The following is a 12,810-nucleotide window of genomic DNA, read 5'->3' as shown; positions in this document are numbered from 1 at the left end:
CGGGAGACAACTCATCCGTACCCAGAGCTGCACTGAGCCATGAGGATGAATAATGCTCGTTCAGCGATGGGTATAAGCGGGGATGGCAGATACACCGAGCGCTTGGCGTGGACGACCCGGCCCGCTTGGTTGAGCGGCTGCATGGGCGCATAAAGGAGATAGAAGTTGGCTTAGACCCTGAGCGATCAGGGATGGGCACGCGGCTAGCGCATAGTGCTGCGGCACGCAGGCATGCGAGCAATCCGCCGAGAGGGGGTTGAGGCTCGAACTGTGCGAGAGAAGGTAGTCTGTGCATTGGTCGTAAGGCTCGAAACAATCGGGCTGACCAACGGCAGAGGATGTGAGCGCGAACGCCTACAGCTCTGACGGTAGTCAGAAGTCTGTAGGCGTCATCAGCCACGCGAACGCGTGGCGGTTATGAGGAGGAACGCCATCTCCTATGAGGACTATACCTGAACTACGGCGCGGTTTCTAGTTGCCTGTCTCGCCCAGTTTGTGGCCGCATTGACTACAGTAGCGCGCGTCTAATGGGTGGCCGATGTGTCCGCAGCTTTGGCAGATGCGGCTATCGGGGACGCTATGTTTGGTGTCGGTTTGGTGCATCCCACGAGTAAGTTCAGCGGTATATACCCCCGTCGGGATGGCGATGATGCTGTAGCCAATCAGTATCAACGCTGAAGTGACAAGCCGTCCAAGCATCGTGTGCGGCACGATGTCGCCAAAGCCAACTGTAGCCATCGTAGCCACCGCCCAGTACATACTGGTGGGGATATTTATGAAGCCATACTTAGGCCCCTCCACTACATACAACAGCGTGCCGGCGACAATGGCAAAGGTGAGCACCATGAACAGGAATAGCGCGATCTTGCGGCGGCTACGCATGAGCGCCTGTAGCAAGACACCGCTTTCATCGACATAGCGCGTCATCTTGAGGATGCGCAGTACGCGGGGTACGCGTAACGCCCTTACCACCAGCAGGCTTTGCGCACCCGGGATGAACAAGGATAAATAGGTCGGAAGAACCGCAGCGATATCGATAATTCCCCAGAAACTGAAGGCATAGCGCCAGGGTTTAGGGGCTACGGCCAAGCGCATTAGATATTCAATCGTGAAGGCTATCGTAATGCCCCATTCGATAAGGCGAAAGCTTACTGCCCAGGTGCGATGGATGCTCTGCACGCTATCCAAGATGACCACGACCACGCTGATGATTATGAGGCAGACCAAGCTCAAATCAATCGTTCGCGCTGTTGGCGTATTGTGGTGGTAAAGCAGATTGAATCCACGTTGGCGCCAGCCATTCTTTATAGAGCTAGAGCCTGAAACAGGTGAATGAGAATGCATGGTCATGTCATCATGGAGCGGCTTGGGCGTTTAACCAGTCGTAGATCGTTTCCAATGCCAGATGCGTCCACGCCAAATCAGGTAGGCCGCCGGGGCGGAATGCAAACCCTCCATGCCCAGTCTGGCACGCCAGGATGAAGTCAATAGCGTCGAGTGCATAGTCAATGGGAATACCGAGGCTGATGCTGCAGGCTATTCCTGCGCATGTGGTTTCCAAGCACGGCGAAAGGGAGGTTTCCGTTAGCCGGAAGCCAAACCCGGCAACCGCTACGCGCCTTACAAAGTTCGCTGTTTTCTCTTCCACGCCGCAGCCGCACACTTCCAGCACCCGTAGCGCCTCGACCGTGTCGTGCAGGTTGGAAGGGCGACCAAAGCCGCCCTCGACGTTCTCCATAGCTTGCAACTCCTGCCCCAAAGAATGCCCTCCGGCCATCGGAAGACCAAAGTGCTGCCTCAGCCAAAGGCTGTAGAACAAGGCATGCAGCGATGCTTGAAGTGTTGGAGCACTCGCGTGTGGCAGCGTCAGTGGTAAAGACGCCACGGCTTCGCGTACCCGTGGAGCATCGGGGTCCTCCGCTTGCAGCTCTTGCAAGCTGCGCACCCTGTGGTACAGCGCGAAAGGCTGCGATCCGATGCCTTGAGAAAGGACGAAATCGATATGCTTTGCTCGCTCCGGTAGCAGTGCATTGGTCAGCAGCGTCCACGCGCGCGTACTGTGCCAGGTATCGGAGAGATTCGGCTCCTCTAGGTGATAGCCACGGTAGAAACAAAACCCGCCGCCTGGCGATGCCCGCTCCAGAATATAGTTGCGCGCAAGGTGGACGGCGGATTTCAAGCGTGTCTCGATGGACGGTACGAGATTAAAGGCCGATGGTGAATCCAAGGGCATGACATATCCTCCCGGAGAGCTTTGATGTTTTGCATCGATCGATATCACGTCTGCGCTCCGGTTACCGGCCTTTTGTCATCGTGCGCTACGCTTGCGCCTGTGGGCTTTTCTTTCACGTTCGCCTGGTCTGCATTGGCACCAAACACCTGTGCATATAGATCTTCGCCGAAGCTAGTGGACAAGGGCTCCCCCACTTCCAGCTTGAACGATCGGGAGCCGTCCTCGCGCCGCTGCGCACGCAGGAACAAGGCATCGGCCCGGTTGTCCGCCGCGAGCCGGTGCGCGAAGTCGAACAGGTGCGTGACGGCCATCACCCTGATCCGCCGATCGCGCAACGCTTCCACCGTCTGCCAGGCGATTTCGGAGCCTTCCCGCTCGTTGGTCGAAGCAAAGGATTCGTTGGACAGGAACAGGCATCCTGGTTGGATGGCGTCGGCAATATCGTTCAACCTGGACAGCTCTTCATCGAGCTTTCCGCTCTTGAACGAGGCATCCTCCTCGCGCTTGTAGTGCGTGAAAACGCCGTTGCAGCGTTCGCCCGCGTAGGCTTGGGCGCAGACAAACATGCCGGTCTGCATCATCAGTTGCGCCACGCCGCAAGCGCGCAGGAAACTGGACTTGCCGCCCTGGTTGGCCCCCGTGATGACGATCAACCCTTTGCCCTGGGCCTGCACCGTGTTGCCCACGACGCCGGACCCCATTTTGAGCGCCAGGCATGCGTCCCTCAAATCGTTGCAAGCCAATTGCAGCGCGCCTGTATCCGCCATTGCAGGCATGCACCAGGGCGCCTGGGCTTGGCCTAACTGCTCGTGCAGATTGAGGCAGGCCACATAGAACGCCAGCTCCGTGCGCAACATCTGGAAGAACCCCAGGACATGGTCGCAAGACTGCCCCAGCGCATTGGCCACGAGGTTGACACCGCAATCCTCGATTTCGCCGAGCATCCGCGCGCCCGCCTCGTCGCGCTCGTGCAGCCGAAAGCCGTACTGCGCAGGTCCCCGGTGCAACAGCCGCTCCCACAGGGACGGCTTCTCCGGGGGCAATCGCAGTACATGGCCCACGCCTTCTCCACCGTGCCCAAGCGAGGCGCTGATCAGCACGCCGCCATCGAATTTCAGGGTCTTCAGATGCTGGCGCACCGTGGCCAGGTAGCTGTCATCGAACTCCGTGCGCAGCATCTCGAAGAGCGCGCTGAACCCCGGCGAGCTGAAGTCTCTCCCTTTGTGTTCGGCAAATACGCGCAGCTTTTGCAGCATCTCGGTAAAAAACTGCATCAGCCCGATGGCGCTGCGCAAGACGCCACTGGGGTAATTCATGAACACGCCGAACCAGTATTTCTTGCGACCCTCGATCGCCTCAACCGCAAGGGCGTAGAGTTCGCGCACTTCCTGCGGATGCGCTATGGCATCCGCCAGCACCTGCTGCCGATGCTGCACGGTCTCAGCGTCGTTGTTGGTTGATAGCAAGATGGCCTTGCGCGCCACGTCGCGCAGGAAGGCGTCTCCTCCCGCCATCGCGTCCCAGAGCGTGGACAGTTCGAGGTCCTGGGCCAGGGTCTGGGCATGCGCGGGAACGGGCTGCTCGCCGTCGAAGTCCCGGTCAGGGTGCATCAGCAAGGCTTTCATGGCGCGATCCGCTCCTTCAACCAGGTGCCGGTGACGTGGTATTTCTCGGCAATCGCCAGCGCATGCGCCAGGCCATCGGCCGCCCGCCGCTCAAGCTTGAAGCTGCGCGCCGCCGGGTCCGTTGGATCGAGCGCCGCCACCATGCTGACCACCTTGGGGGAAAACCGTGTCAGCTCATCCAGGAACGTCACGCATACGGCGATGGCGTCGAGCCGGGACAGGCGTTCCAGCATTTCACGGCCGAGGAACAGTGCGTCTTGCAAGGTCGTGGAGGAGAAAATCTCGTTGATCACCACGACGGAGTTCTGTGTTGCCTGCTCCAGAATGCGATGCATGCGCACCAGGTCGTCGTGCAGCTTGCCGCGCAGGTTACGGATGTCCTCTTCGCGCTCGAAGTGCGAGAACAGACGATCGAACAGGAAGAACCGGGCCGGCCCGGTGGCCGGCACCGGGCAGCCGAGGCTTGCCAGCCAGTGCAACTGGCCGAACATGCGCGCGAATGTCGTCTTGCCGCCCTGGTTCGGGCCGGTGACGACGATCATCCGCTCGGCGCCATGCAACTCGAAGCCGTTGCAGACGATCGCTTTTTCCTGGTTCAACAGGCGCAGCCCTAGCGCCAGGTCGAATGCGCCATAGACCTGGATGTCCTTCGTGGCATTCGACACGGAGGGATGGCAGAACGCCATGCCTGCTTTGCGGAACGGGGAGATGAAGTCCAGCCAGCCGATGTAGAAGTGGATCTCGCGGTCAAAGCGCTCGACCAGGGGCTCCATGAATACATCATGCTCGGCCCGGAACGCCGATAGCGCGCCGAACACCTGCGGGTTCAGTTGCGCGACGCAGTCGAGTACCTGCGCCTCGATGTGGTTGAGGCCCTCCTTGACCGGGAGTTGGATACGGTAGTCCTTCACTGCGCCGCGGCGGAATTTGGCGAAGGTGCGCTCGATCTCCACGGTGTAGTCCGGCTCATCCGCACAGTTGCGAACCGAGACGTTGGGGCCGTAGATCGTCACCGCATAAGTGATGCTCGCCAAGTCCCGCACCAACTGCGCTGCCTGCTCCATGAGGCGCTTGAAGGGCGCGGACTCGACATACGCCCGCACGAACTCGCGCCAGCGCTGCAAGCCTCGGGAATTGAGTGCCAGCGGAGCCAGTGCTCGATCGAGTTCAACGATGGCCTCTCCATAGCGTTGCACCGCATTCAGATGCCAGCGGTTGCGTTCGTGCTGGTCGTAGGCCTTGGTCGCCAGCGGCAATTGCTGGCGCATCACGCGCAACCGCTCGGTGAACCCGCGCACGGCAGCCATGATGTCCGGTTGTTCAAGGTCGCGCATCACTTCCTGCCGGAAGACGATCGCATCCTCCGACATGAGATTGGCATGGAAGAACCCTGCGAGGTCATACTCCTTCCAGGGCGCCACGACGGCTTGCACCACCTGATCCAGCCCGAGGTCGTGAAAACACTCGGGTTGCTGCGCAATGTGGATGCTTGGGCCTTCGCCCAGGATGCTCTGGAACGCAATCTCTCGTGCTTGGCTCTGATTGGCCTGGACGCTCTTGGGGTGAGTATCAGCGAGTGGAGTTTCCATAGCTGCTTTCTATTCCCATAGCATGTTGACGCGCCGCATGGCGCTGCAGGGGTGGGAGTCGGATTTATTCTGTCTCCAGCCGGTCATGGCGCGAAACCAAGACTTGATCACGTATAGCGACCACGCTGGCCTGACCGAGTGCATCCTCGCACCAGCGCGCACAAGCCAAACACCGGAGGGTTGGGCTCCGGTTCGATGTGCGGAGAGAAATTCTTCTATACGCATCTACGCGACCTGGGAGTGGGGTACAAACAGATCGGCGAGCGCGGTGGACGACAGCCCACAGCGTCCTCGATCAGGACCTGTAGGCATCATCAGCACTTTGAAAGTGCGGTTTTCCCAGCTCTACTTCTGGGGTGGAGGTATGCCATCTCCACGCATACAGTATAGCAATCGCGCCTATCTGATAGATCAAGCGTTGACTAATTTTCGTCTGCGGGAGTCATCGAAAACCGCGTTGTTTTGCCTCGCGAGAGGCTGCACTGACAAGGATTGCTAGACAGCCCAAGAAGAGCAGAAATCCTCCCCAAAGCGGCTCAATTTTTACGGCGAGGACAAGAGCAGACACGAGTGCGACAAGCACTAGCGTTGCCGTAGTGAGTCGCGCGTCCGCGAGGAACATTCCGAGTAGTTCCTTGGCAACATCACGAAGAATACTCATTGCGCCATCTCCATACGCACTCGCCGAAGGCGGTATGCGGTTGCAAGGCCGACGGCCAGGAACACACCTGCGAATACCACCAATGCCAAATCCTGGCCCGGCCACTCGACGCCGAGACCTTCGCCCGTCCAGAACACGCCAAAGGCCGACAGCATGACGCCAACCCCGAACTTCAAAGTGTTCTCCGGCACCCGCGCCAGCGGCTTATGAACAATGATTCCGATGGTGAGGACGACGATGCAGGCTGCCAGTGCGCCCAGGGCAGCGGGCCATAGCAGTCCTCGACCAGCACCTACGGCAATAACGATGAAAACGACTTCCAAACCCTCCAGCAATACCGCTTTGAACGCAGTCATGCCCGCTATCCAGTTGAGCGACGTGCGCTGGCGGGCACCCGCGTCAGCGAGTTGTGCAGATTCGGACGCGAAGATGGCCGCCTCGTCGTGTAACGGAATAACACCTGCCGCTCGGAGAATCGCTTTGCGGAGCCATCCCATGCCAAACAGGAGAAGCAACACCCCGATGACGAATTGGAGGAAGTGAAGCGGCACTTGGTTGAGCAATGGGCCTAGCACCACGATCACCAAGGTGAGCACAATGAGCGCCGCAGCAGTGCCAAGTGCCGCCGGTTTCCACCCGCGCAAGATGCCGACCGCTAGAACGATCGTGAACGCTTCCACAACCTCGACAAGCGACGCAAGGAAGGCGGCTCCAATAGCAGGCGCAGCGATATTCCAGGCAAGAGAGTTCATTGGGGTCCAACTGGGTTGTAGTGTTTGCTACCTATGGGATAGAATTTTCGTCGTGTTCACAACATAAGTCAAGGAGCACCCACACGTGCCGCCAACACCGTCAACTTTTGATGAGCGAATTGCGAACAGCATCGAGCGGATGAGTCCGGCAGAGCGGCGCGTCGCGGTGTTCTTTCAGGAGAACCGCGAGCAGGTTCTAATCGCATCTGCCGCCGCACTGGCGGCGAAAGCAAACACCAGTGATGCCACGATCGTGCGTACCGCCAGGGCCTTGGGCTTCGCCGGTCTTGACGATCTTCGGCGCGCACTCGCCAGCGAATTGCGTGATTCAATCTCGCCGGCCGACCGGCTCGCGCGAACGCTGGATGAAGTTGGCTCCAGTCCGGCAGTGGCCTTCGACGTGACGATGGAGATTCACCGGCAGTCTCTCGAAAGTGTTTGCCGCTCGATCAAGCCAGAGGATTTCGAGAAAGCCGTTCGCAGCATGATCGAGGCCCAGCGAGTCCTCGTTTTCGGCTTGGGGCCATCAAGCGCCATAGCAACCTATCTCGTTCTGCAACTCAAGCGATTCGGATTGGATGCCGCGAGCCTGACCAATAGCGGCCTTCTGTTTGCTGATGACCTTCGGACGCTACGCAAGGGGGATCTCGTTGTCATCCTTGCCTATGGACGAGTGTATGAAGAACTGGCCTTGCTGCTCAGTGAAATCAAACGGCAGAGGCTGGGGTCGCTGCTTCTGACGGACACACTTGCCGCCAAACTTCGGCAGCAGGTCGATCAAGTCCTCCCCGTGGCACGAGGACGTGCGGACATGCTGAGCATGCACACGGCAACGCTCGGTCTCATCGAAGCCTTGCTGGTAGGCATCGCAACCCAGCGGCCCACTGAGACGGTCGCAAGCCTAAAAACACTCAACGACCTACGGAAGAAGTTGGCAGGCAAAGCGGTGAACCTTCCTGTACCGAAGGACGATGGCTGATTCACATGCAACTGGCAGTTGGCAATCAAGACTCCAATCCACGTGAATCTCGAACATTTCTAAAGAAGCGCGATACGTCGCGCCAATCACCTTGGAGCAACGATGTTGGATTGGAGTGCAATCATCCTCGGCATTATTGAGGGGATAACCGAGTTCTTGCCGATTTCCAGCACCGGGCATTTGCTCATTGCAGAACACTGGCTGGGGGCGCGATCCGACACGTTCAATATTGTCATCCAGGCCGGCGCCATGCTGGCCGTGACGATCGTTTACTGGCGTCGTCTGGTCACGCTCGCCGTGAGCTGGCACCAACCCGAGAATCGTCTCTATATCGGTAAGCTGGCACTTGCCTTTCTGATTACCGCCGTGCTCGGCTTCGTTGCCAAGGCGGCCGGCGTGGAATTGCCGACTACGCTTGCGCCCGTCGCGTGGGCACTCATCATCGGTGGCATCTGGATGATGGCTGCCGAGCGATTTTCAGAAAAGCGTAGCTCCAAAAAAGAGGTGACTTGGACTGTCGCCATTGCTGTGGGAGTTGCGCAGATCGTGGCGGGCATTTTTCCCGGCACGTCTCGCTCGGGCGCAACTATCTTTGCGGCGATGCTGACGGGAACAGGCGATCGTGGAGCCGCGACCGAATTTGCTTTTCTTGTTGGCATACCGACGATGTATGCCGCAAGCGGTTATGAACTATATGGTCAGTTCAAGCATGGCGGTGGACACGAAGATTGGGTAGCTCTCGGTACTGCATTCATCGTGTCCACCATCACGGCATTTGTCGCCATCAAATGGCTGCTGTCCTACATTCAGACACATCGGTTTACAGCGTTCGCGATCTACCGAATCGCACTGGGCGCGTTGTTGCTGGTGATCGCTGGCCGAGGTTGGATGTGATCCAAACGCGGCCAGCGTGTCGCACTCGCGCAGAGCCAATGCCTGTGTACTCCGCTATCTTCAGGCGGGTCTCTTCTAACGCGAGCGACATGGCTGCTGCACCTCTGTTAACCGATCACTGGGGCGATTGGAAGGTGCTGATTCTTGGCAATTCCACCGGCACGCCGCTGGCGTCGCACAGGTGCTTTGCACAGAGCGCACCTCGCAGCCGCGGGGTGGCCTGTACGGCAAAGTGGAAGATTGCGTTTTCTTCTACGCTGCCGCGAATTGCGTCGCTGCCTGGGCCGCGTGCCCAAATGCCCACGTCCTCGCCGCTGTGCGTTTCACCAGAAAGCGGCAACGTGGCTTCCTGCATGTAGTCCGGGTCTTCCGTATCCACGTGGGTCAGGTCGGGGCGACCAGTGGCAGGCTGGAAGCCGTTGCCCGTGTGTGGATACCTTTTCGATCCGGCAGGCTGCGATTTGCTGGCACCGGTATAACCAGGGCCATTGGCATAGTTGAGAGTGGTGTAAGGCAGGCCGATGCCATCAGTGGCCAAGCCGACCGTATTGTCTTCGCCACTGCTGCCATGCACCTTGCCTAGTATCGGGTTGCCGCGCACGGGATAGCCAGCGAAGGTCAACGTATGCGAATGGTCTGCGGTGACAACAATGAGGGTGTCATCGGCGGACGTGACTTCTGAGGCGACGCGCACCGCATCACTCATCGCCACCGTATCAGTCAGCGCACGGTAAGCGTTGCCGGCGTGGTTGGCGTGGTCGATGCGGCCACCTTCGACCAGCAGCACGTAGCCTTCAGGGTTGCGCGCCAGTCGGGTGATCGCAGCGCGGGTCATCTCTGCCAACGAGGGTTCACCGGCAGCATCCTTCGGGCGATCATGCTCGAACTGCATGTGCTCCGGCTCGAACAGGCCCAGCAGTGGCTTGTCGGTTGGCGCGGCTTCGAGCAACCGCTTGTTCCAGACATAGGAGCCTCCAGGGTGACGCTCTTGCCATACGGCGATGAGATCGCGGCCATCAAGTCGCCCGCCGACCTTGTCGTCATATTCGGGGTCATGTTGCGAGGCAGGCATGAAATTCTTGCGGCCACCGCCCATCAGCACATCGAACCCGCGCCAGAACGGTGTCTCGACTACTTGGCGGGCAATGTCGATGCAGCCGGCATCCTTGGCAGCCTGTGGCATATCAGCATCGCTTTCCCAGTTGCGTTCGGCTGAATGGGCAATGGTAGCGCCCGGCGTGGCGTGGGTCAGACGTGCGGTAGTCACTACGCCGGCCGACATGCCGGCGCTCGCAGCCAGTTCCCACATCGTCAGCATCGGCGATGCCAGCGCGCCGGTGCAGTCCTGACGCTTCGGGCCTTGGCCGATGCTGAGCACGCCGGCACGTGTCTTCACGCCGGTGGCGATCGCGCTCATGGTGCCGGCCGAATCGGGCGTTTGCGAATCGGTGTTGTAGGTCTTGCTAAGTGCAGTAGCAGGGAAGTTTTCCCACGATAGGCGGTTTTCCTCACCGCTGCCTTCCTTACGCTGCCCCTCGAAAATGCGCGCGGCAGTGACTGTGGTCAAGCTCATGCCATCACCGAGGAAAATGATGACGTTCTTCGCATGACCGTGCATTGCGCCCCGCGCGGCGGCCTGCGCGGCACCATCGCGGAACCACCAAGCCGGAGTCTCGCCGTCCGGGTGATGAATGATCGGCACGGTGATATGGGAGTCGGCGGTGTTTGCGGGTGGTGCCGTGGTGTGTGGGGTGCTGGCGCAAGCGGTGAGCACGAACGCACAGGCGAAGGGAGCGACATTCCGCACGCACCTGCGAGTACGGCTCAATGGCTTCTTGCACACCCTGGATTGCGGTGTTGCTGGAGCATCGACTTCATGGGGCCGCGTGTTGTTGTGCGGGACTACATACACAGGTATCTCCTAAAGCGGTGGCTTGACCGCTACGACGGGCAATAGGTTGTAAACACTACAATAGCTGCTTGAAAAATGCAGTATTTACAACATCCCCGCCATCGTTTATGACACTTGGCGGTCTTCATCTTCTTATTGCACGAGCGACAAGTAGGGGTTGTTCGGCGGCATTTCCGCGAACAACAGCCGAGCATCGTCCAACAGGTAGCCGTGGAGGCGGCGGGATTTGCGAGGCCCCGTCACCTCGCAGGTCCAGATGTTTAGGCCGTTGGGGTGCTTGCGATGGTGTTGCAGCCGCTCGAAACGCTTCTGTACCCATTGCCAATCTTGTTGGCTTTCCTGCTTCGCCAGCGTGCCGACTTGCGGGTGTTCCTGCGCGTAACGCTGGAAGACGCCGGGACTGACCAGGTAGGCGGTGTTGCCCACGGTATGCACGAGCGCCTTGGCGTCGTTGATGATGAGCCGCCGCGAGGCGACGCCCTGTTGCAGCCATGCCATGAAGTGCTCACCGGATGGCTGCGCGGCCGTGGGCGCGGGCGCTGATGATGGAGCCAGTGACGGCGCAGGCGTTTCGGGGCCTGCGGCAGGCGCTTCGACCGAGACGGCTTCTGCATCCTGCTGGACGGCAGGCAATTCACCCATTCCCACCATCGCGAGCATGTCTTCCATGACATCGGGCACGGCCTGGGCAGCGGACGGGTGAACCGGGGCAGCAGCGGCGCCAGCGTCCGTCCACGGAGCAGGATGCTGCTCTTCGGCAGGATGTGTTGTCGCGAGTGCCGGCGATTGCACCGAAGCATCGGCCTCTTTGTCGGCTGGTGTCATGTCGATCGCCACCGTCCCGGCGAACGGCGCCGGCCGCTCGCCAGGCTCCCAAATCAGTGCAGGTGCCAGCCGCAACAGGGTGAACGAGTGTGACCAGCCGGTGGAACTGGTCACGGTCGCGCGCCAGATCGCCTTGCCGTCGAGCGTCGGCTGCAACATGCCGTGATCCTGGAGCACATTGAACACTGCGGTGTTGTTCGCAGGGATGCCATCGACCCCCTGAGACAGCAGGTGCGCGCGCAGCTTGTCGGAAACGGTCTTGCTCACCAGCCATAGAGCATCCTGAGTGAGCCAGCCATCGGAGGCTTCGGGCTGGTTCAGTTTCAGCTCTTCCTTGAGCAGGTAGCGCAGCCCGTTGACCAGCTTGCGTTGGAGCGAGTGCTTGGGTGCGGCCAGAGCGCGCGCAGGATCGCCGCCCAGCTCTTGGGCGACGGAGGCGCGGTCGGCCTGTACGACCAGCTCGCCCAGCACCCCGGCGTGCTCGTACTGCCCGGCGAGGACGTAAAGCAGCGGTGCCCACAGGGACGGATAGCCACTGAGCCAGTCCAACATGTCGCGATCGAGCAGTTGCCGGTAGAGCAAGCCTGTCGCGGCGCTGTGGAGCCGGTACTCGCGATCATCGCGGTAGCGAAAGCGGTACGGTTGGCGCAGCGGGCCGTGCCATGGGTGCCAGGTACTACCGTCGGCCAGCTCGACGTGCAGATCGACCGCGACCTTGCCGATGTCATGGAGCAGTGCGGCATAGGCGACGGCCGCAGTCCAGGCTTCGGCCTGCGCCGCCTGGTCTTCGGGGCTGGCGCCAATGGGTAGCAGATGGGACTGCCGCAGCTTCAGGCTGTAGGCGACGATTTCGAGGCCATGGTCGAGCATGCCGCCCGGGTAGGCGTGGTGGTGCGCTTCGGAGGCCGGGAAAGCCTGGACCAGCTCCGCGTAGCGCTCCAGCGGGACGCGGTACAGGGTGGCGAACTGCTTGCGCGAGAGCGATGTGCGCTGCCAGATGTGTTCCAGCAGCTTCTGCCGGCGCGGGGTGGCTAGCAGCGATGCGGCCGAGTCCGGCCGCATCAACCCTTTCGGGAGGTCGGCGGCGGGTGGTGGCGATGGAGCGGCGGCGACCGGGGGCCGTTTTCGCTGGAACAGGGAGAGCATGTCGGTGTCCTGATGGCGGGCCGGGCGGGAGGCCTTTTGGCCTTTTCGAGGTAGGGCCTTTCCCCTTGCACCCCATTCCCTTGCCGTTTTGACCCTTTGGCCTTTAACCGTTTCGGTATAGCGGGGCCTGGGTTGCGGCTCCAGCGTCAATGTGGAACCCGCACGAATGGATTGGGTGGCGACCCGGCGCTGGC

Annotated in this window: 9 protein-coding genes and 2 riboswitches; of the genes, 2 read left to right on the top strand and 7 right to left on the bottom strand. The window is 60.3% G+C overall.

Annotated elements, in window-relative coordinates:
- Positions 1 to 376 precede the first annotated feature (376 nt).
- A riboswitch (Fluoride riboswitch) is annotated at positions 377 to 447 on the bottom strand.
- Between the two features lie 24 nt (positions 448 to 471).
- The 5 genes from BKK79_RS30215 to BKK79_RS30195 form a co-directional block, all read right to left on the bottom strand.
- On the bottom strand, positions 472 to 1,350 hold the full coding sequence (locus BKK79_RS30215) for an ion transporter (protein WP_198173346.1): 879 nt from the start codon (positions 1,348 to 1,350) through the stop codon (positions 472 to 474).
- Positions 1,351 to 1,354: 4 nt separating this feature from the next.
- Positions 1,355 to 2,233 carry a prenyltransferase/squalene oxidase repeat-containing protein gene (locus tag BKK79_RS40690; RefSeq protein WP_157128554.1) on the bottom strand — a complete coding sequence of 293 codons (879 nt, stop codon included), beginning with the start codon at positions 2,231 to 2,233 and terminating at the stop codon, positions 1,355 to 1,357.
- A 44-nt stretch (positions 2,234 to 2,277) separates the two neighbouring features.
- Positions 2,278 to 3,858, bottom strand: a complete 1,581-nt coding sequence (locus BKK79_RS30205) for a MutS-related protein (protein WP_047349935.1) — start codon at positions 3,856 to 3,858, stop codon at positions 2,278 to 2,280.
- Positions 3,855 to 5,447, bottom strand: coding sequence for a MutS-related protein (locus BKK79_RS30200; protein ID WP_084085335.1), 1,593 nt, complete (start codon positions 5,445 to 5,447; stop codon positions 3,855 to 3,857). Before BKK79_RS30200 ends, BKK79_RS30205 begins: the two co-directional genes overlap by 4 nt.
- 298 nt (positions 5,448 to 5,745) lie before the next feature.
- A riboswitch (Fluoride riboswitch) is annotated at positions 5,746 to 5,831 on the bottom strand.
- 273 nt (positions 5,832 to 6,104) lie between these two features.
- Positions 6,105 to 6,860: a COG4280 domain-containing protein gene (locus BKK79_RS30195; RefSeq protein ID WP_071039676.1), complete on the bottom strand. Its 756-nt coding sequence runs from the start codon at positions 6,858 to 6,860 to the stop codon at positions 6,105 to 6,107.
- Between the two features lie 85 nt (positions 6,861 to 6,945).
- Here BKK79_RS30195 and BKK79_RS30190 point away from each other — a divergent pair, with 85 nt between their 5' ends.
- Together BKK79_RS30190 and BKK79_RS30185 are read left to right on the top strand one after the other, a co-directional pair.
- On the top strand, positions 6,946 to 7,839 hold the full coding sequence (locus BKK79_RS30190; RefSeq protein ID WP_157128553.1) for a MurR/RpiR family transcriptional regulator: 894 nt from the start codon (positions 6,946 to 6,948) through the stop codon (positions 7,837 to 7,839).
- A gap of 102 nt (positions 7,840 to 7,941) precedes the next feature.
- A complete protein-coding gene (locus BKK79_RS30185) occupies positions 7,942 to 8,733 on the top strand; it encodes an undecaprenyl-diphosphate phosphatase (protein ID WP_198173345.1) in 792 nt (263 codons plus the stop codon).
- A gap of 115 nt (positions 8,734 to 8,848) precedes the next feature.
- On the opposite strand, the gene BKK79_RS30180 is transcribed toward BKK79_RS30185, so the two are convergent.
- A complete protein-coding gene (locus tag BKK79_RS30180; protein ID WP_198173344.1) occupies positions 8,849 to 10,435 on the bottom strand; it encodes an alkaline phosphatase in 1,587 nt (528 codons plus the stop codon).
- Between the two features lie 342 nt (positions 10,436 to 10,777).
- On the bottom strand, positions 10,778 to 12,616 hold the full coding sequence (gene mobH, locus BKK79_RS30175) for a MobH family relaxase (protein WP_071039673.1): 1,839 nt from the start codon (positions 12,614 to 12,616) through the stop codon (positions 10,778 to 10,780).
- Between the last annotated feature and the right edge of the window lie 194 nt (positions 12,617 to 12,810).

Origin of the sequence: Cupriavidus sp. USMAA2-4 (assembly GCF_001854305.1) — a bacterium.
Taxonomy (GTDB): domain Bacteria; phylum Pseudomonadota; class Gammaproteobacteria; order Burkholderiales; family Burkholderiaceae; genus Cupriavidus; species Cupriavidus malaysiensis.
The sequence above is the reverse complement of the archived record's forward strand: the minus strand, read 5'-3'. Positions and strand labels throughout refer to the sequence as shown.